The sequence below is a fragment of the Blautia sp. OM07-19 genome (genome assembly GCF_003481595.1).
Classification (GTDB): Bacteria; Bacillota; Clostridia; order Lachnospirales; family Lachnospiraceae; genus Blautia_A; species Blautia_A intestinihominis.
This window is the reverse complement of sequence record NZ_QULA01000001.1, coordinates 279688-297957: the sequence shown is the minus strand read 5'-3', so window position 1 is coordinate 297957 and position 18270 is coordinate 279688. Positions and strand designations below refer to the sequence as shown.

The 18270-nt window shown below is 42.9% G+C and carries 19 protein-coding genes and 1 pseudogene; all 20 read right to left on the bottom strand.

Annotated elements, in window-relative coordinates:
• Positions 1-52: 52 nt before the first annotated feature.
• Positions 53-1939, bottom strand: a complete 1887-nt coding sequence (locus DXC01_RS01285) for a VirD4-like conjugal transfer protein, CD1115 family (protein WP_118698053.1) — start codon at positions 1937-1939, stop codon at positions 53-55.
• Complete coding sequence (locus DXC01_RS01280; RefSeq protein WP_054752943.1) at positions 1936-2427, bottom strand: PcfB family protein; 492 nt, start codon at positions 2425-2427, stop codon at positions 1936-1938. Before DXC01_RS01280 ends, DXC01_RS01285 begins: the two co-directional genes overlap by 4 nt.
• A gap of 82 nt (positions 2428-2509) precedes the next feature.
• A complete protein-coding gene (locus DXC01_RS01275) occupies positions 2510-3304 on the bottom strand; it encodes an ATP-binding protein (RefSeq protein WP_024720794.1) in 795 nt (264 codons plus the stop codon).
• The gene (locus DXC01_RS01270) at positions 3304-4122 is read right to left on the bottom strand and encodes a replication initiator protein A (RefSeq protein ID WP_024720795.1); all 819 of its coding nucleotides are present in this window, start codon (positions 4120-4122) and stop codon (positions 3304-3306) included. Before DXC01_RS01270 ends, DXC01_RS01275 begins: the two co-directional genes overlap by 1 nt.
• A gap of 9 nt (positions 4123-4131) precedes the next feature.
• Positions 4132-5010, bottom strand: a complete 879-nt coding sequence (locus tag DXC01_RS01265; protein ID WP_008688050.1) for a replication initiator protein A — start codon at positions 5008-5010, stop codon at positions 4132-4134.
• The gene (locus DXC01_RS01260) at positions 5003-5395 is read right to left on the bottom strand and encodes a hypothetical protein (RefSeq protein ID WP_008688048.1); all 393 of its coding nucleotides are present in this window, start codon (positions 5393-5395) and stop codon (positions 5003-5005) included. The genes DXC01_RS01265 and DXC01_RS01260 overlap by 8 nt, the downstream gene beginning before the upstream one ends.
• 13 nt (positions 5396-5408) lie before the next feature.
• On the bottom strand, positions 5409-5807 hold the full coding sequence (locus tag DXC01_RS01255) for a single-stranded DNA-binding protein (protein ID WP_005344165.1): 399 nt from the start codon (positions 5805-5807) through the stop codon (positions 5409-5411).
• 13 nt (positions 5808-5820) lie between these two features.
• Complete coding sequence (locus tag DXC01_RS01250; protein ID WP_008688044.1) at positions 5821-6219, bottom strand: hypothetical protein; 399 nt, start codon at positions 6217-6219, stop codon at positions 5821-5823.
• A gap of 131 nt (positions 6220-6350) precedes the next feature.
• Positions 6351-6770 (bottom strand): DUF6050 family protein, encoded by a 420-nt coding sequence (locus DXC01_RS01245; RefSeq protein WP_243111524.1) that lies wholly within the window; start codon positions 6768-6770, stop codon positions 6351-6353.
• A 4-nt stretch (positions 6771-6774) separates the two neighbouring features.
• Complete coding sequence (locus DXC01_RS01240) at positions 6775-7704, bottom strand: ParB/RepB/Spo0J family partition protein (protein WP_117577932.1); 930 nt, start codon at positions 7702-7704, stop codon at positions 6775-6777.
• On the bottom strand, positions 7685-8479 hold the full coding sequence (locus tag DXC01_RS01235) for a ParA family protein (RefSeq protein ID WP_117577930.1): 795 nt from the start codon (positions 8477-8479) through the stop codon (positions 7685-7687). Before DXC01_RS01235 ends, DXC01_RS01240 begins: the two co-directional genes overlap by 20 nt.
• 2 nt (positions 8480-8481) lie before the next feature.
• Positions 8482-9228, bottom strand: coding sequence for a hypothetical protein (locus DXC01_RS01230; RefSeq protein ID WP_008688040.1), 747 nt, complete (start codon positions 9226-9228; stop codon positions 8482-8484).
• Positions 9229-9434: 206 nt separating this feature from the next.
• Positions 9435-9665 (bottom strand): annotated as a pseudogene (locus DXC01_RS01225) (sigma-70 family RNA polymerase sigma factor); the annotation flags it as partial.
• Positions 9666-9675: 10 nt separating this feature from the next.
• On the bottom strand, positions 9676-10101 hold the full coding sequence (gene spoIIAB / locus DXC01_RS01220) for an anti-sigma F factor (RefSeq protein WP_118698051.1): 426 nt from the start codon (positions 10099-10101) through the stop codon (positions 9676-9678).
• A complete protein-coding gene (locus tag DXC01_RS01215; protein WP_022214157.1) occupies positions 10085-10429 on the bottom strand; it encodes an anti-sigma factor antagonist in 345 nt (114 codons plus the stop codon). The genes spoIIAB and DXC01_RS01215 overlap by 17 nt, the downstream gene beginning before the upstream one ends.
• A 162-nt stretch (positions 10430-10591) precedes the next feature.
• On the bottom strand, positions 10592-11812 hold the full coding sequence (locus DXC01_RS01210) for a hypothetical protein (RefSeq protein WP_118698050.1): 1221 nt from the start codon (positions 11810-11812) through the stop codon (positions 10592-10594).
• A gap of 35 nt (positions 11813-11847) precedes the next feature.
• Positions 11848-12000 (bottom strand): hypothetical protein, encoded by a 153-nt coding sequence (locus DXC01_RS20240; RefSeq protein ID WP_022214159.1) that lies wholly within the window; start codon positions 11998-12000, stop codon positions 11848-11850.
• Positions 12001-12012: 12 nt separating this feature from the next.
• Positions 12013-13314, bottom strand: a complete 1302-nt coding sequence (locus DXC01_RS01205; RefSeq protein WP_118698049.1) for a bifunctional folylpolyglutamate synthase/dihydrofolate synthase — start codon at positions 13312-13314, stop codon at positions 12013-12015.
• 138 nt (positions 13315-13452) lie between these two features.
• Positions 13453-15468 carry an LTA synthase family protein gene (locus DXC01_RS01200; RefSeq protein ID WP_118698048.1) on the bottom strand — a complete coding sequence of 672 codons (2016 nt, stop codon included), beginning with the start codon at positions 15466-15468 and terminating at the stop codon, positions 13453-13455.
• Positions 15469-15483: 15 nt separating this feature from the next.
• Complete coding sequence (locus tag DXC01_RS01195; protein WP_118698047.1) at positions 15484-18138, bottom strand: valine--tRNA ligase; 2655 nt, start codon at positions 18136-18138, stop codon at positions 15484-15486.
• Positions 18139-18270 lie beyond the last annotated feature (132 nt).

The following is an 18270-nucleotide window of genomic DNA, read 5'->3' as shown; positions in this document are numbered from 1 at the left end:
GCACCTAATGTCAGTTATTCCTTTCCTCATTATTTTTCGTTCATTCCCATGGTTACTCCGACAGCTCCACCTGAATTACCTCCACCTCTTCTTCGGGTTTCGGTGTGTACTGCGGGTTTAACTCTTTTTCTACTTTGTATCGGTTTTTCTCATTTTCATCTGCAAGAAACCGATAATTTTTGTGTTTCGTGATATCATATTTGTCTGAGAAAAATGGTCTGGCACCACGAATCTGCAGGATACATTTTCCTCCATCCATGACTGCAATCTCATCTTCTGTCATCAGCTGTTTGCCTGTTTTCTGGTAATTCAATCCAAAGGACTTCTGATTGCTCCTCGTTTCCGAAGTGTTATACAGATCAATGGTTTCCTTACCCAGAAGTTCACTCATTTCCTTTAAGGTAGTTTTCTCTTTTCCACCAAGAAATAGTGTAGTATCACAGTTACCCAGAATGGTATCTGCACTATCCTTATACATTGCCTTTAGCTGACTCTGTGACTGCAAAATAATAGAAGCAGAGATTTCCCTGCTTCGGATAGTTGCAATCAGCTTGTCAAACTGAGGAATTTGCCCGATGTTAGCAAACTCATCCGCGATGACACGCACATGCACCGGAAGTCTTCCTCCATATACATCGTCTGCCTTATCACAAAGCAGATTGAAAAGCTGTGACTGCAGCATCGCAATCACAAAGTTGAAGGTTGTATCTGTATCGGACATAATCAGAAACAAGGCTGTTTTCCTGTCACCGATCTTATCCAGTTCCATTTCATCATAAGACATGATCTCACGAAGCTCTGCGATGTCAAATGGGGCAAGTCTGGCTCCACAGGAAATCAAAATACTTTTCGCTGTCTTTCCAGCCGCCATTTTATATTTTTTATACTGTCTGACCGCAAAGTGCTGCGGATCTCTTTCTTCCAGTTCCTGGAACATCATATCCACCGGATTCTGATAAGTTTCATCCTCTTCACGGGTTTCGCTTTCGTTCAAAAGATCCAGAAGGGTATTCAGATTCTTTTCCTCTTCATCCCCTTCATACCAGATAAAAGCAATCAGTGCTGTGTACAGCAATTTCTCTGCTTTCACCCAAAAATCTTCGGAAGCTTTTTCCCCTTCGCCTTTGGTATTCACAATGATTGTTGTCACCAGCTTCAGGATATCTTTTTCAGACCGTATATAAGCAAATGGATTGTAATGAAGCGATTTGGAAAAATTGATGGTATTCAGAACCTTAATCACATATGGCTCATGAACTACTTTTCCGGATTTATCTTTCATGATATTTCCATTCTTATCTTTCTTAGGCGGTCCCTTTGCTAACATCTTCCCGCACTCCTCAATGAGAGTGCCCTTTGGATCTGTAATGACCATGGAACAGTTCATCTGCATGACCGACGGCTTTACAAAAAATCGTGTCTTTCCAGAACCACTGCCACCGATGACCACGATATTTTTATTTCTCGCATACTTCGGCTGCTTTGGTCTGCTCTCCATGGTCAGTGCTTCTGTTGCTGTCAACGGAATATTCATCCAGGGATCCTCTGACATATAAGGCTTGATATCCTCTGCAGTTCCCCATCTGGCTGAACCATACTCGATTCCCTTCCGAAGTTTCTTTGCATCTGACTGTTTCTGCCAAACCAATAGTTTCAAAATAACTGCGACAGTAACTCCAACCAATAGATCTCTCAGGTCAAAGCTCAACAGAATCCCTGTAAAGATCCGATCTGCATGTTCCATCGCATATAACAGTTTGTTCCCTATATCTTCTCCAGGACTGCTCCTGTATAAGCAGGATGCCCGGTCCGCATAAAAAGCGGTCAGAACATAGGGAAGATTTGTAAGAACCAGTTTCTTTTTATCCAGGGCGGACAGCCTGACCCCAGCTTTATTCTTCCACTTCTGCATCAGATTATTGCCGTTTTGTTTCTTCATCGGCTCTGTTCCTGATGTCGGTTCTTTACTTTGTCCTTCGTCTTCTTTGGCATCATTGCCCGGTAAGCTGCAAGACGCTTATGAATGGAAGGTTTATTCGCTTTTTGAATCTGTTTCTGGGAAAACTCACGGAAAGCAGCATTGAGGGCATCCTGATCACGTCCCTTGAAAAATACCAGATAAACCGGCGGCTCTTTGCTCTTGTCTTTTTTCAGAGCATAATTGATCCCATATTTTCTGGCATACCGTTCAAAGGACTTGATATTTTTGTCCGTGATCTCGATATTGACCATCCCGGCATTCTGTTTTGCCAGCTCTTTTACCGTGACCTTTCCCTGTTTCGGCTGATTTTTCTGTGCTTTCTTCTCTACTGATTTCTGCTTCTGATGACGCAGATACGCAACAAGAACCTTTTTCAACAGGTCTGCCGTAATCTTAGTAGCCCGAATACAGAACGTGACCGTTTTCTGAGTTACCTCTTCCTGCATGACTTTTCCCTCCTTTCAGCGATTCAACTGCTGTCCAAATCTGTAATCATGGCAATCACCCCCTTTAATGAAAAAAGACAGATTAACCGGTAATCAGGTTCTGCACCTGTACGAGTTTTTCTGTCCCTTCTTCTTTTCTCTTATCTTCTCCACCACAATAGATGGGAACACACATTTCAAGTATTCTACTGTAAATACGCTGATGGGCAGTATCCAAATCTGTGGACTTCATTTCATTCAGTCCCAGATTCGTTGTTATGATCAGCGGAAGCATTTTACAATAGCGGCTGTCTATCACATTATAGACCTGCTCCAAAGCAAACTCGGAATTTCGTTCTATTCCCAAGTCATCAATAATCAGCAGCGGATAATCCACAAGATTTTGTATAATCTGGTTCTTATCTGCCTGATAGCTGGTCATTTCATTTAAAATCCTGGAAAAGTTTGTCATCATGACACGTTCTCCCTGTTCCAAAAGTGCATTTGCAATACAGCCTGCAAAAAAGCTCTTCCCGGTTCCAACCGGTCCCATCAAAAGCAATCCTACATTTTTTCTCTTCATATCTGTCCAGTTTTCTACATACTGCCTGGCGATTAGTATCTTCTGGTTGCTTCCATTGTCATTTTCAAATTTCCATTCCCAGAATCTTCTTTCCCGAAGTCCGACGGATTTTCTCTGATAAAGCTGCCGCTGTTCTTCTTCCCGCTGCATCTTCTCATCCAGTTCCTGCCTGGCTTTTACCTCGCATTCGCACAAACAGGACACTACATGCTCAAAACCCATCAGACTGACTTTCATCTGTTTTCTTTTTCCACAGGTGCCACAATGAAGACATCCCTCTTCGTCCAGATAATCTGCTGTTACTTTGTTTTCCATCACAGGCTTTCTCCTTCCTGAAATTCATATTTATCCATTCCTATCCTGGTTCCATCCCTTTCTGCCCAAAGACAGATTGTTGCAAAATGGTTTTGATACTCTTTTCCACTGGATTTCATATAAACAGAAAGATGATCAATCCGTTTCTGGTAATCCCATGGAAATAGCGTCATCAACTCCTGCAGTTCAGCTTCCGACAGAACAACATTTTTAAATCTACCATATTGACTGAATTTTTCTTCCAAAGCGGGTGTATTGCCCTTACTCTTATCAGTATGATTCTTTTCAGTCTTATTTATCTTAGTATTACTTCCATCCAGATTCTTGCAGTCCGGACTTCTATTTTTTTGCGTTCCGGACTTCCAGTTTCTTGCAATCCGGATTTCCAATTCTTTGCAGTCTGGATTTCCAGTTTCTGGCATTCCAGAAACAAAGTATCTTACTGGCTTTCCTCTACTCCGTTTTACAAAATTTTTCACATATATGACAGAGGGACGATTATTCCCCTGCCGATACCGCTCGATCAATCCAATCCCATGCACACTATCCAGCTCATATAGAAGCTTTGTCACTGTCGTATGCGACATTCGCAACAGCTCCTGCAATTCTGCGATCGTGTAAATGATATAGACATAACCCTCACTGTCAATCCAGCCATTTTTCTTGGACAGGCTGATTCGATCAAGCAGAATTCCATAAAGGAGCTTTGCGTCTGTGGACAGGCTTGCAAACTCTTTTTCTGTGAACAGAGCTTTTGGTATCCGAAAAAAAGAAAACTGGTCAGATTCTTCTGCTCTGAAATATTCAAAATCTGCCATAATATTTTCCTACTCTTCTACATCAAAATCACAATTTGCTGCACTGCCTGTACCATGGCACATCTCATCAAATACAAAATTGAATGATTGAATCATTTCGTCCAAATAATAATTTCTGGCCTTCTTGTTACAAGCATACATATCACCAATAAAGCCTTCATCATTCCCCATCGCATGAACAAGGGTTTCCAGGACCTTCATAAACTTCTTTTTTGAACAGCTTTCATACTGTCTGTTCACATATTTCTGGATATCTAACACACGAGCAGGATTATTTTCATTTTCCTCCAGAATTCCAAATGCAAGATCCATACCAAACTCATATCCATCAGCCTGAATTTGATCAATATCCATCTCTCCAAGCTCATCCTGGTATCCTCGCTTTTCCATTGCAGTTAAAGACGTTTCATATTGATCAATATATCCCATATCCGCAATAGTTTCAAAAATATCTCTGGATGCTTTCACCATCTTATCCATAATAATTTCTCTTTCAGCCAGCGGCATATTTGCCATGATAGTATCTAATGTCATCATTGATTCTTCCTCCATCTCATTTTCATAAATACCATTGATATAAAAGTGGTTCGCCTTTCCATTGTTTGGAATGATACGCACCAGTTTACCAACCTGAACCAGTTCCTGTACTGCCTGATCTACTCCATATCGAGTCGTATTCAGGTCTTTCTTTATTTCACTTTTGGGATAGATAACAAACAGATTCCCGTTATGATCTACCCAGCCATTTTGCACCGCAAATTTCAAACGATCCAGAAATAAGCTGTATAGAATCTTTGCTGTATTTGACAGATTTTTGTATTTTTCCATCTGAAACAGCACCTTTGGCACCTGCAGACAATCTACCGGCATATACTCCATCTTACTCATTGATTGTTTCCTCCTTCTGTTTGTACAGCACTTCGGCTGAATTAATATTGATTTCCAACATCCCTACAAATACCTGATAGTACAGAAGGCATATCTGTTCATCCTCTCTTGCCAGATACAATCCTTCCAGTTCATTGGACGGATGTTTCATTCCGTATACTGCCTGACAGATATCATGGATTTTCTCACATTCCACACTTCTAAGATGCATCTCCAAGGTGTGATTAAATCTCTGCCAGTCCTCCAGTTTCTGATTTACTGCCATCATGCACTGGAACAGTTCCGCTGCTTCACATGCTGCTGACAGCACTACATTTTTGTTGTTGATACTTCCATCGGCATTTTTCATATGCCCTACCATATACGCCTGATCTACTGAAACCATCTTTTATCCTCCTCTATCTAAACGGCATTTCTTCTTCCATACCCTCTGGGATCTCTAAGAACCCTTCCGCATCTTCTGGAAACGGTGGTCTGTCAACCATTTTTGCACCTGCGAATTCAATCCGGTTTGCATACACTTCGGTGGTATAGATCTTTTTCCCGGTATCCTTATCTTCATAATTACCTGTGACAATCTCGCCTTCCACCATGACCTTCGTTCCCTGCATCAGATAATCTCTGGCAAATTCTGCTTTCTTTGCAAAAGCCTTTACCGGAATGAAACTGACTTCATCGGAATAATTTCTTCTGACTGCCAGAACGAACTTGGCAATCTTATGAAGTCCTTTTTCATTCTCCACTTCGTTGTATCCAGGATTTCTTACTAATCGCCCGGAAATAACTGTTGTATTCATTGGCTTACCCCTCCTATGCTTTCATTGATTTGTAACAGATACCGATACATGGTCCACATTTTCCATAGGCACATCCGTAACATTCATCTTTTTCCAACTCTTCTTGCTTCATTTCATCGGCAAACATTCCTAACAGTGTTGTGTAAATCTTTTTCATTGCCAGGAATTTTTCTTCTGCTTTTTCCATCTTCTCTTTGTAAAATGGGATCAGTTCACGAAGAACTGGATGGAAACGTTCATTTTCATCATCCCAGGCACAGGTTTTCATCATACAGCGTGGCTGTTTCTCATAATTGCCCAGATAATATGGGCAGAACGTACAGCCTCTTTCTTTAACAATTGCCACCGGAATCACTGGCATCTGACTTTTGATTTCCTTTGTTACATGCTTACTTTCAATTCGCTCTCTCATCTTAAAAATCCTCCAAGAATATATATATTTGCAAAAGGGAATTCCCCTGAATTGCCTGTTTTTAAGCACAAAAAAAGAGGCAGACTTACGATTTTTATTTTCGCAAGCCTGCCTCTTATCAATCTAATATTCTATTTTCCAATGACATACCGTATAAACACGTATATCGCTCTGATCACATACACTGGAATCATGATGCTTCCAATCAATGCTCCAATAATGACACTTAATGCAGCCATCCCAAGTGTTGCTGTGGTATCCATTCCTCTCGGAATTAGAATCAACCGCATTTTATGTATTCCAAATGGAAGTCCGGCAATAAATACCCACCAGAACCAATCCGTCTGCCCACTGACCTTCATAATTGTTTTTGTCATCCAAAACCAGAATACCATAAATGCCAGTGGCAGAATTGATTTTTTAATTACATCTCCAATCGTCATTTCTTTCGTCCTCTTATCTAATCTTTTTATCTTCTGTACTTTAGAAAGATATGCCTGATATCTTTGCATCTGTCTATCATTATATCTTATTTGCTTTTCATATTCCACTTTATCATCCCCTTTGCTCTGTTTGTGCTTTCCACGAATCTAATAACTGGAAAATTATTTTTTCGATTTGCTCTTTCTTGTAATCTGGTGGAAAATATTTTTGCAGTTGCTTTTCTGAAAAACTGATTTTCTGATAATTCACTTTTGCTTCTCCTCTAAGAATTTTCTCTATATCTTCTCCAGTCAATTCTTTTTGCTGGCTAAGGTCTTTCAGTTTTTTTGCCTGAGATCCATTTGGCATTTTCTTTGTTGTTCCTATAAACGCCAGTAACAATGACTGCTCATTACTTTTCAAATAAGATAAATCAACTGCAACAGTAAATGGCAATTCATTTTTATCTACAAACTCCAGCAAGTAATTCGACAAGTAGGTCAAGCGTATATATCGTTTGATCGTACTCATTGTCTCTCCGACTTCTGTGCCAACCATCTCAGCTGCCCATCTTTTTTTCAACTTTGGTTCAACTTGGACCAAAGTTAAATCAGTCCGTCTACCCTGACGTTTCAATGCTTCATACTTCATGCGGTATGCAAATGCCTTCTCACTATATAGCAGATTTTCTCTTTGAATGTTGGAATCGACCATAACCACAGTTGCTTCATCATCAGACATATCTCTGATAATGACCGGCATTGTTTTCAGTCCTAATTCCCTGCAAGCATATTTTCTTCTGTGTCCCACAACTAATTCATAATCCTTTTCCCCTGAATTTGAAGGTCTTGCAATTCCTGGCACAAGAACTCCATATTCTGAAATACTTTCAATCATTTCCTCCATTTTATCATCCCTAAACACTTTAAACGGATGATTCTTGAATGTATCCAACTCGTCCAGCGGAATTTCTCGCACACACTCCTGCTCCTCTGACAATCCGAATAATGCATCTACCCCTTTGAATTTTATCTTTGAAGCACTACTTTCTTTCACTGCCATCACCAATCACCTCCTCTACCAATTTTTTATAAGCTTCGGCAACACGACCTTTCGGATCGTGTTTATAAATACTTACTCCCTCAGCACTCGTCTCTGCTGCCCTTATCGAAAACGGGATTGCAGTCTTGAAAATATTGATATATTCGCCATAATTATCATGAAGCAACTCTATAATCTCTTTTGAAAAATTCGTTCTTCGATCTACCATGGTAAGTAAGATTCCGTCAATCTGAAGCTTTCGATTTATCTGCTTTCTAACTTTATATATGGTCTGCATCAACTGTTCCAATCCTTTAACAGGAAGATAATGTGCCATAACCGGAATGATAACCGAATCAGCTGCTGCAAGAGCATTTACAGTAAGCATTCCTAGCGATGGCATATTATCAATCAGGATATAATCATATTCTGGCGAAATTGTCTTGATAAACTGTTTTAACACATATTCTCTGCTCATAACATTTACCAGACTAACTTCTACCCCAGACAGTTCAATATTTGCCGGAAGAATGTCTATTCCCTCTTCATGGTGAAGAATTCCATATCCTTCTGGTAATTCAAGACCATTCATTTCACAATGAAGAATTGTCGCTACTGTTATTTCTAATTCATCTGGATTCTGATATCCAAGACTTTCTGTTAAACTTCCCTGTGGATCAAAATCTATTGCCAGAACTTTATATCCTTTTTTTACCAATCCGATTCCTAAATTCACACAGGAAGTTGACTTTGCGACACCACCTTTTTGATTGACTATTGCTATAACTTTTGCCATCTCTATTTCCTCCCGATTCGTAATGTATGTTTTGAAACTGCTTTTTCTGCCTTTTTCTGATTTTCAGCCTGCAATGTTAAATCATGCGTCTTTATCAGCAATGCCTCAAATCTTTCTTTTTCTTCCTGCTGTTCGTGTGCTGTCAAATCCGTTTCCAAATTCGTTTTTTGTGAAACGCTCAACTTATTTCTAATATTATATGTGTCATATCTTCTTCTAATGCAATTCGCTTCTACACCGGACAGTGTAACCAACTCTGACCAGGAAGACACTTTACATCTTCTTGCAATCGTTCCCCATGATGGTGTTTCTGGATTTCTACAAGCATCATATATTTTTGACGTTGCCGGTTGTATCCGTTCAAATTCGTTTTTAAATATTTCCAAAAAATCATATTGATCATCCACACACCTTGTTCCATGACGTCCAATCCTTACGTATTCCATCTCACCATAATAATCATTTAGAAATTCTCTGGCTGTTTTTCCAAAAAGCTTTTCAAAGACCATATGGCTTGGTAGCTCTTTATGGCTGTCACACTCTTTTATTCTCGGTGGTATACCATTATGAGATTCTGTCCATTCATCTAATGCTTCATATACACTGGCTGCATCCCATCTATCCAATGGCGTGGAAGAATATTTTTTTAGTGCCTGTATCACTTCCACAACTTCCTCCGTCTGTGGCAGACATTGCAGTAATTCGATTGCCTTGGGTATGGCTTTTCTTCTTGTCATAATTCTTGCCATAAAAAAACCTCCTTTGAATGGTCATCATCTCATTCAAGAAGGTTCCTATCAGAAACAATTCCGAATTATTTTCAATATCTTATCTATACTGTTATTTCAACATAAGATATCGAAATGTACATCTGACAGCACTGTTTTTTTATCCAATGCCTTTATCAGAAATCCCTTATTTTAAGGCTTTTCCGGTCATTTCCTTTATCGTACTCTATTGGGATGGCATATGTGGAAAATTTCACCTCAAATGCCGGGTCAAATTTATCCACCGCCTTGAGAAGCCCGATGCTCCCTATCTGAAAAAGATCTTCCATCTCCACGCCTCGCCCAAGGAAACGCCGTGCCACGCTGTAAATAAGTCCTGTATTCTCTTCAAATAACGTATCTCTTGCCTCTTTATCCCCCTGGTGTGCACGCCCAATCAGGGCAAGAGTATGTTCCATAAGCTATCCTTTACCGGCCGATGAGTTTTTTCATCCGCACCCGGGTTCCTGCACCAACCTGTGATTCTACTTTCAGGTCATCCATAAATGCCTCCATAAAGGTAAATCCCATACCGGACCGGTCTGTGTCTGCCTTTGTGGTGTACATCGGTTCCATTGCCTTCTGAATGTCCGGGATTCCCTTCCCATGATCTGTGATCTCCACATAGATTTCCTGACCGGTAATACAGAGTTTCATCTCTATCTTATGTATTTTTCCCTCATAAGCATGGATAATGCTGTTGGTGACTGCCTCAGAAACTGCGGTCTTGAGATCTGCCACTTCCTCCAGCGTCGGATTGAGCTGCGTACAGAATGATGCCGCCGTAATCCTTGCCAGGGCTTCATTTACCGGCCTGCTGTCAAATACAAGTGTTACTTCATTTGCTTTTTCCATAATCTTCTCCTTCTTCCTCTGCCCTCTGAATCTCCATATATCTGTGGACTCCTGATAAATGGAGCAGTTTGTCAATATGACTGCCTGTATTGACTGCCATGATACACTTCTGCCCCATCCCCAGCGCCCGGTATCGCCCCATGATCAGTCCGATACCAGAACTGTCCATAAACTCCGTATTCTCAAAATCAAAAACAATCCTTTTGACATAGGTTCTGCTCATGATCCTGTCCGTCTCCTTTCGGATCCAGTCCGACTGCGGATGGTCAAGATCCTGCGGAAGATGTACCGTCAGGATTGCGTCTTTGAATTCAAACAGCTCATTCATTTTCATTCCCCCTGCAATTTTTTTACTGTTCCGTTCAGGCATCCTCAATATACAAATACAAAAAAGGAGATGTGCATCATACACATCCCCTTCTCCGAGGTTCCTCTTATAGCGTTTTGTCCCTGCATTGCCTGCAGCTATCACTAACTGTTCACTATAATATTATTCATAATAATCTGATTCATCGTAATCACCGCTGTCATCGCTTCCATCACCAGAAGTATCATCTGATCCAGCATTTCCGGAACTTACAGCCTGACTGATCGTATTATAGATTGTTTTCTGTTCATCTGAAAGAACATCTGCCTGTACATTCTGCAGTTCCAGTGCAGCATCGTCCAGATTCTTCTGCTGATAATCTGCGTATGCCTGCAGAAGTGCCTGATAACTCGTACTCTTTGTCTGTTCAGAAGTCAGCTGCTGTGTAACTTCATCTGCCGAATTCGTGGCTTCCTTCGCATCATTCTGCGCCTTGGTAAGTTCTGCCGCCTGACTTGCAAGCGATTCACTGTACTGGACGATCTGCTGGTTCGCTTCCTTGTAAATTCCCTGACGGATTGCCGGAACTGCCAGCATCCAGAAAGCACCAACTCCAGCCACGATTCCCGTCATCAGAACAAAAAACAGAGAAATTCTGGAGCGTTCTCTGTAAACAGGCTGCTGCACAACCTGATCCGGAGCCAGCACATCCATCTCCTGCTGCTTTGAACTGCCCGAATGGAAAAATCCCTTTTTTCCCTTCTTTTCAAGCTTGGTCGTAACTCCTGTCTGTTCATCCACTTCCCTCAGAAAGCGAAGCGTTGTCGTATTCGTCTTATCAATACGCGCTGCCTTCCGAAGAGTTCTTCTCGCTTTGTTCCATTCATGATTTTTCATCTGGATCAATGCAAGAAGATGATATCCCTTGATAAGCTTCGGATTCTGTGAAAGAATCTTGCGCAGCTGAATTGCCGCCATATCTTCATGTCCTTCACGGCACAGAAGCAATGCGTGATTATATTTCTTGATTGTCTCATTGATCGCATTCAGACGGTTTCTGTTCGCCTGAAGTTTATTGATGTATTCTGTTGCAAGGTTTCTCGTCGGCTGAAGACTCTTACTAATCACCCATTCGCTGAGTGCAGAAACCACTTCTCCTGTCTCAAAATAAACAAGCCCAAGAAGATTCCTCGCCTTGATATTTCTCTTATCATAGATCAGACTCTGTTTCAGACAGGCGATCGCTCCGGAAAGATCACGGATGCTTGCCTTCTCCAGACCCTGATTGTAAAAACTCTTGGACAGATAATCTACTTTTTTCTGGATCAGTACATTATATCCGCAGTTCGGACAGTAGTCCAGATCCATGTCTGTAAGAAATGCCCCACAGTTCACACAATTCATTCACTATTTCTCCCTTTGTGTACTTCGTATGCTTCTTATCTTGTGCGTCGATTGCTTTTTGCCTCTCTTAAGACTTCCTGAAGGACATCCAGAATATCAGTCAGCTCTCTGTCATAGATCGCACCCTCTGCGTCTGTGACATCCAGACAGGGTTCAAATTTCTTCAGTTCCTCTTCATAATCGATCATAATAAATTCTCCTTATTTTCCGATTCCCTTAAGGATAGCGGTCTTGATCTCGCCTACCAGATACAGGGAACCTACGCAAAACAGCAGTCCATCTTCGCCCTTGACCGCAAGTGCTTTCTTAAATGCCTCCTCCGCGTCATCACAGACTTCAGCGGAAGGACAGCCATTCTCACGGAAGATCTCTGCCAGATGTTCTGCAGGTACTTTACGGTAACCGCCCACCTGGGTAACTACCACATGTTTGAACTGGATCTTGTCCAGGATCGTACGGATCATATCTGTATAATCCTTGTCATCAACTGCCGAAAACAGCAGTGTAAGCGGATACTCCTTCTGAAAATGTGCCGCTGTTTCCACGAACTTGGCAACTCCATCCTCATTATGCGCACCGTCTACGATCACGCCCGGCAGTACAGTTTCCATTCTTCCCTGCCAGCGTGTTTCAAGAAGTCCCTTCTTTACTGCATCCGCAGATACCGGAATGACGTCCTTCAGCACTTCGATCGTTTTGAGGGCAAGAGAACTGTTCATCACCTGATAAACAGCAATAAACGGAATGGAAAATACTGTGTTACCATAATACTCATTCTTAAATGAAAAATCAATGCCAGAGCGTGTATTTCGGATAATTTCTGTATCTTTCCTTGTCACTTCATAATATGGGCTGTTCAGTTCCTGTGCCTTTGCTCTGATCACTCCTGCTGCCTTTGAATCGTTTCCATCGTAGATCACAGGCACTCCCGGAACAATGATCCCGGCTTTTTCCCCTGCGATGGCCTCGATCGTATTTCCCAGATACTGCATATGGTCAAAACTGACCGATGTGATCACACAGGCAACCGGATTTTCTACTGCTGTTGTTGCATCCAGCCTGCCGCCAAGTCCTGTCTCAAGCACTACATAATCCACCCCGGCATCTGCAAAGATCACCATTCCCATCAGGAACAGGAATTCAAAATATGTCGGATGATAGTTTCCTTCTTCTACCAGTTCATCTGCCAGTGCTTTGACCTTGCAGAATGCACGCAGGAATGTCTCATCATCGATATTTTTCTCATTGATCTGAAAACGCTCATTGATCACGACCAGATGCGGAGAAGTAAAAAGTCCGCAGGAATATCCTGCCTCTCTCAGAACAGACGTCAGGAATGCACAGGTACTTCCCTTGCCGTTTGTACCTGCCACATGGATCACGCGGAATTTATCCTGCGGATCACCAAGACGTTTCAGGCATTCCTTCGTATGCTCCATCTTATTCTTGGTCGTAAATTTCGGGGTTTCTTCAATATAAGCAACTGCCTCTTCGTAATTCATAAAAAAATTCACCACTTTATCCTATAATGTATTCGCAGCAGCAAGGAGCCATACGCTCCTTAACTACTACGATATTCATTATATATGAGTGGTGAAAGATGTCCAGTACCAATCGTAATCTTTTATTCGTCAAAATCTTTAATTTTCTGCCGGAAGTTTCCATTTATTTTCGTTATACAACATATAAGCCGAGCGGTCATAACTCTTGCTCAGTGCTTTTCTGGTAGAACTGTTGCTTCGCTGAACAACAGAAACCCGGTCAAAATCATTGATCTCTGTTCCCGAGATCATCAGAGTGGTCGGATTTACATAGACTGTATCATACCATTCTCCGTTCAGTTTGACCTGACTGGATGGCGTGAAATTCGTTCCCTTGAGCCGGTAGGTATGATCCACTGTAGATATCTCTTCCATGGAATCCAGTGTCACATCATAAAGTCCCATCCGCATCTTGATCCTCTGGAACGGGCTTTCTCCGTCATAGGAATATTTCTTGCCGTAAAGCACGTCATACTGAAGAGTCTCCAGATCCACCTGATAATTCCTTGTATTTCTTCTCGCCTGATGATAACGGAAGATCGTACCTTCGTGGATACCGGCACGGTCCATGACCTCTGCTGCCATCTGATAAGCTGCAAGGTTTTCATCTTTTTTCTCTAAACCGAAGTTATCCCACATAACGTACTGTGTCTGGAACAGATATTTGTTCTTGAGATCTTCCACAGTAAGTCCCATGGTCGGAAGATGATCGCCATACATAACAAGGATCACATCCTCCGGATAATCTGCAAGCGCATCTGTAAGTTCCTTGACAAAGTTATCCATCTCATGGATCTCATTACAGTAGTATTCCCACTGATTGTTCTGAGCCTCTGTCTCGGCTCCGGAAACTGTGATCTCCGGATCGTCGATCAGCTGTTCTTCCGGATAGGCTCCATGTCCCTGCGTGGAAATCGTATAAATGTAATCCGATTCCTCCGTAGAATCCAGACATTTGATAATTTCATCCGTCAGAATTTCATCCTTGGTCCAGCCAAGCGGATTCTTGTCCTCTTCCTCCGACATGTATTCTGCTGAAGTGAAGGTATCAAATCCAAGATTCGGGAAAATGCTCCTTCTTCCATAGAAATTCGCCTCATTATTATGTACTGCATGAGTCGAATAGCCAAGATTCTTGAGCACATACGGTGCACTTTCGCAGGTGGTTTCCTTGAGAATGCTCTTGTATGGATACTCACCCGGTCCGAAATAATGAAGGCTCATACCGGTGATAGATTCAAATTCTGTATTGGCAGTTCCTGCTCCTACAGACGGAACCTTGTAATATCCCGAAGTGTATTCTTTCATGAGTTTACGGAAATTTGGGATTGGATCCTCTGAGATGTTCAGATACTCTACCAGCGTCGGATCAAAGAAGGACTCAAGCTGTACAAAAATAATGTTCGGCTTGCTGTCCTCGTTTGTTGCCGGAAGATTGTCTTCTGTCTTTTCGATACGGGTGATCTCCTGCTCAGAGTAATCTCTCGGACAGCTGATCCCTGTATCAAAGATCGTTACTGCGAGGCAGTAAGGATATCCATAATCCTCATATGCAAACGCAATATTTCCAAAATAGTTGGACAGGACCCTCTTCTCAAGTGCAAGCTGTGTCGCTCCCGCAAAAAGAGCCGCTCCGACAACGACAAGGAGAAGGTCATAGCGGAACTTCACCTTACGTTTGTACTTCGGTGCCTTGATCAGAAGGATCAGAAGCAGCAGTGCAAAAAGTCCCAGAAGAATCAGTGCAAGCACTACGCCCCATGCCGGCAGATATTTATTCAGGACTGCCATTCCGTCTGTCAGAAGATGAAGATCCGGTCCGGTAAACGGAGTAACCCTGTTGGACAGGATCACTCCATTGATAATACCAAGCAACAGCCACAAGATCGAGATCAGAACTCGCCAGAAACATCTCCTGCGGAAAAGATACACGATCAGTGAAGTTGTAAAAATCAGTGCAGCATTGTATGCAAAGACAAGTGGTTTCGTGGTCATATATGTCCATGCTGCCGAAAAAGAACGGCGGCTGATCATCTCGATCAGGAAATAGCCAAGTGCACTGCACAGTGCATGAAGCAGCAGGGAAATCCGGTTACACACTTTATACCATTTCATCTGAATGCTCCTTTATTATTTTTCCATCTGTTTCAGCTGTACGTTTACCTTTTCCATCATTTCTTCGTATTTCTGAAGTTTTTCTTTTTCTGCGTTTACTTTTGCTTCCGGTGCTTTGTTTACAAAGTTCGGATTGTTGAGCATACCCTGGCATCTTGCGATCTCTTTGGTGAGACGCTCCTGCTCTTTCTTGAGGCGTTCCATCTCTTTTTCTCTGTCAACAAGGTCTTCCAGAGGCATGTATACAACTGCATCAGATACAACAACGGATACTGCGTCCTCGCCGATTCCGTCCTTATTTTCCTGTACGTGGATCTCTTTTGCAAATGCGAGATTTACAAAGGATTTCTTGCAGGCTTCGTATCTTGTGCAGGTGTCTGTATCCTTACCTACGATGTAAAGATGTGTCTTGCGGTTCATCGGCACGTTCATTTCTGTACGTGTGTTACGGATTCCGCGGACAGCTTCCTTGAAGCTCTCTACTGCTTTTTCTGCTTCCGGGAATACCCATGCTTCCTGGAATACCGGCCAGTCAGAGATCATGATGGACTCTTCTTCCGGAAGAAGTGTACAGTAGATTTCTTCTGTGATGAACGGCATGTATGGATGAAGCAGTTTCAGTCCTTCTGTCAGGGCTGTACGCAGTGTCCAGAGTGCATCGTTGGCTGCCTTCGGATTCTCGTCTGCTTTCCAGAGACGTACCTTGGCCATCTCGATGTACCAGTCACAGAGCTCGTCCCACAGGAAATCATAAACCTTCTGTACGGCGATTCCAAGTTCGTATTTATCCATGTTGTCTGTTACATCACGGATCACGGTGTTGAGTTTGGAAAGGATCCATTTGTCCTCGAAGCAGAGATCATTAAGGTCTGCCGGTTCGGTGACTGTCTTGCCTTCCAGGTTCATCATGATGAAACGTGATGCGTTCCAGATCTTGTTTGCAAAGTTACGGCTGGATTCTACACGCTCCCAGTAGAAACGCATGTCGTTTCCAGGTGCATTACCTGTAATCAGAGTCAGACGAAGTGCATCTGCGCCGTATTTGTCGATAACTTCAAGAGGATCGATACCGTTTCCGAGGGATTTACTCATCTTGCGTCCCTGAGAGTCACGTACCAGACCGTGGATCAGTACATGATGGAACGGAACTTCTCCTGTCTGCTCCAGTGCGGAGAATACCATACGGATAACCCAGAAGAAGATGATATCATATCCTGTTACCAGGACATCTGTCGGATAGAAGTATTCCAGTTCCGGTGTCTTGTCCGGCCATCCAAGTGTGGAGAACGGCCACAGAGCGGAGCTGAACCATGTATCCAGAGTGTCCTCATCCTGATGGAGATGTGTGCAGCCGCATTTCGGGCATTTCTCCGGCATTTCTCTTGCAACGACTACTTCACCGCACTCATCGCAGTAGTAAGCCGGGATCCTGTGTCCCCACCAGAGCTGACGGGAAATACACCAGTCACGGATGTTCTCCAGCCAGTGCAGATATGTCTTTCCGAAGCTTGCCGGAACAAATTCCAGTTCGCCCGGTTTCAGCGCGTCCATAGCTGCTTTTGCCATTTTATCCATGCGGACGAACCACTGTGGTTTGATCATCGGCTCTACGGTTGTGCCGCAGCGGTCATGTGTACCAACGCTGTGGTTGTGCGGAACAACTTTGACCAGAAGTCCCTGTGCATCGAGGTCTGCCACCATTGCCTTACGTGCTTCGTAGCGGTCCATTCCTGCATATTTGCCGCCAAGGGAATTGATAGTAGCGTCATCGTTCAGGATGTTGATCTCTTCGAGATTGTGGCGTTTGCCTACTTCGAAGTCGTTCGGGTCGTGTGCCGGTGTGATCTTAACGCAGCCTGTTCCGAATTCTTTGTCAACGTACTCATCTGCGATAACCGGGATCTCACGGTCAGTCAGAGGCAGTTTCAGCATCTTGCCGATCAGATCCTTGTATCTCTCATCCTCCGGGTTTACTGCTACTGCGGTATCACCGAGCAGTGTTTCCGGACGTGTAGTTGCGATTTCTACGAATCTTCCTTCTTCACCTACGATCGGGTAGTTGATGTGCCAGAAAAATCCGTCCTGGTCCTCATGCTCAACTTCTGCATCAGAGATGGAAGTCTGGCATACCGGACACCAGTTGATGATCCTGGAACCTTTGTAAATGTAACCTTTCTCATAGAGACGGATGAAAACTTCCTGTACTGCCTTGGAGCATCCTTCGTCCATGGTGAAACGTTCTCTCTCCCAGTCAGCAGATGCACCGAGCTTCTTGAGCTGGTTGATGATCTTTCCGCCGTACTCTTCTTTCCATGCCCATGCATGTTTGAGGAATTCTTCACGTCCGATGTCGTGTTTGTCGATTCCTTCTTTTTTCAGCTTGTCGATGACTTTGACCTCTGTTGCGATTGCTGCATGGTCAGTTCCCGGCTGCCAGAGTGCCTCGTATCCCTGCATTCTCTTGAAACGGATCAGGATGTCCTGCATGGTTTCATCGAGTGCATGTCCCATATGAAGCTGGCCGGTTACGTTCGGCGGCGGCATAACGATGGTAAATGGTTTCTTGTCTGGATTTACTTTTGCGTGGAAGTATCCGTTGTCCATCCATTTCTGATAGAGACGTTCTTCCAGCCCTTTCGGGTCATAAGTCTTTGCAAGTTCTTTGCTCATAATGTCCTCCTATTATATAGGCTAATTCCTTTATTGAAAAAACAGCCCCTCACACTGCTTGTGTGAAGGGCAATGTTTGCCTAACTCTGAAACTACTATAATTGCATTTTTCGACCTTGTCAAGAAGGATTG

Excerpts from the sequence above, each read along its gene's own strand:
- DXC01_RS01195 (WP_118698047.1), bottom strand. The coding sequence starts at position 18,138 with ATGAGCAAAGAACTTGCAAAGACTTATGACCCGAAAGGGCTGGAAGAA.
- DXC01_RS01255 (WP_005344165.1), bottom strand. The coding sequence starts at position 5,807 with ATGAATACAACAGTTATTTCCGGGCGATTAGTAAGAAATCCTGGATAC.
- DXC01_RS01230 (WP_008688040.1), bottom strand. The coding sequence starts at position 9,228 with ATGGCAAGAATTATGACAAGAAGAAAAGCCATACCCAAGGCAATCGAA.
- DXC01_RS01235 (WP_117577930.1), bottom strand. The coding sequence starts at position 8,479 with ATGGCAAAAGTTATAGCAATAGTCAATCAAAAAGGTGGTGTCGCAAAG.
- DXC01_RS01260 (WP_008688048.1), bottom strand. The coding sequence starts at position 5,395 with ATGGTTTCAGTAGATCAGGCGTATATGGTAGGGCATATGAAAAATGCC.
- DXC01_RS01285 (WP_118698053.1), bottom strand. The coding sequence starts at position 1,939 with ATGAAGAAACAAAACGGCAATAATCTGATGCAGAAGTGGAAGAATAAA.
- DXC01_RS01265 (WP_008688050.1), bottom strand. The coding sequence starts at position 5,010 with ATGAGTAAGATGGAGTATATGCCGGTAGATTGTCTGCAGGTGCCAAAG.
- DXC01_RS01275 (WP_024720794.1), bottom strand. The coding sequence starts at position 3,304 with ATGGAAAACAAAGTAACAGCAGATTATCTGGACGAAGAGGGATGTCTT.
- DXC01_RS01280 (WP_054752943.1), bottom strand. The coding sequence starts at position 2,427 with ATGCAGGAAGAGGTAACTCAGAAAACGGTCACGTTCTGTATTCGGGCT.
- DXC01_RS01240 (WP_117577932.1), bottom strand. The coding sequence starts at position 7,704 with ATGGCAGTGAAAGAAAGTAGTGCTTCAAAGATAAAATTCAAAGGGGTA.
- DXC01_RS20240 (WP_022214159.1), bottom strand. The coding sequence starts at position 12,000 with ATGATCGATTATGAAGAGGAACTGAAGAAATTTGAACCCTGTCTGGAT.
- DXC01_RS01210 (WP_118698050.1), bottom strand. The coding sequence starts at position 11,812 with ATGAATTGTGTGAACTGTGGGGCATTTCTTACAGACATGGATCTGGAC.
- DXC01_RS01270 (WP_024720795.1), bottom strand. The coding sequence starts at position 4,122 with ATGGCAGATTTTGAATATTTCAGAGCAGAAGAATCTGACCAGTTTTCT.
- DXC01_RS01200 (WP_118698048.1), bottom strand. The coding sequence starts at position 15,468 with ATGAAATGGTATAAAGTGTGTAACCGGATTTCCCTGCTGCTTCATGCA.
- spoIIAB (WP_118698051.1), bottom strand. The coding sequence starts at position 10,101 with ATGGAAAAAGCAAATGAAGTAACACTTGTATTTGACAGCAGGCCGGTA.
- DXC01_RS01205 (WP_118698049.1), bottom strand. The coding sequence starts at position 13,314 with ATGAATTACGAAGAGGCAGTTGCTTATATTGAAGAAACCCCGAAATTT.
- DXC01_RS01250 (WP_008688044.1), bottom strand. The coding sequence starts at position 6,219 with ATGAGAGAGCGAATTGAAAGTAAGCATGTAACAAAGGAAATCAAAAGT.
- DXC01_RS01215 (WP_022214157.1), bottom strand. The coding sequence starts at position 10,429 with ATGAATGAGCTGTTTGAATTCAAAGACGCAATCCTGACGGTACATCTT.